The 316-nt window shown below is 69.9% G+C and carries 1 protein-coding gene; it reads left to right on the top strand.

Annotated features, from left to right (window positions below; all coding sequences use genetic code 11):
- Nucleotides 1–72: 72 nt before the first annotated feature.
- Nucleotides 73–316 (top strand): hypothetical protein (locus tag UK12_RS34830; protein ID WP_045307231.1); only part of this gene is annotated, 244 nt, incomplete at its 3' end.

The following is a 316-nucleotide window of genomic DNA, read 5'->3' as shown; positions in this document are numbered from 1 at the left end:
GGTCGCGTACCGGCATCGCGGAATCGAGCGATGCCGGTAAGCGACCACGCGCCCGAAATCCGGGGAGAAACCATGAAAAGGCTACTGGCCGCAGTGAGCATCCTCGCCCTGGCCGCCGGGATCGGAACATTCGGCTCGGGGCCGATGGCGGCCGCTGCCGTGCCCGGTGGCGCGGCGCACTTCGCCGCGCACTTCGAGTTCAGCAAGGGCCAGGCGCCGGAGAGCGTCGCTCAGGAGGCGGACGGCGACCTCGATGTGACCTTCTCGGTGGCGCGGCAGGTCGCCAGGGTCGGTACCGATGGTGCGACGCGCATCC

It is taken from the genome of Saccharothrix sp. ST-888 (assembly GCF_000955975.1).
In the GTDB taxonomy this organism is placed as follows: Bacteria; Actinomycetota; Actinomycetes; order Streptomycetales; family Streptomycetaceae; genus Kitasatospora.
The sequence above is the reverse complement of the archived record's forward strand: the minus strand, read 5'-3'. Positions and strand labels throughout refer to the sequence as shown.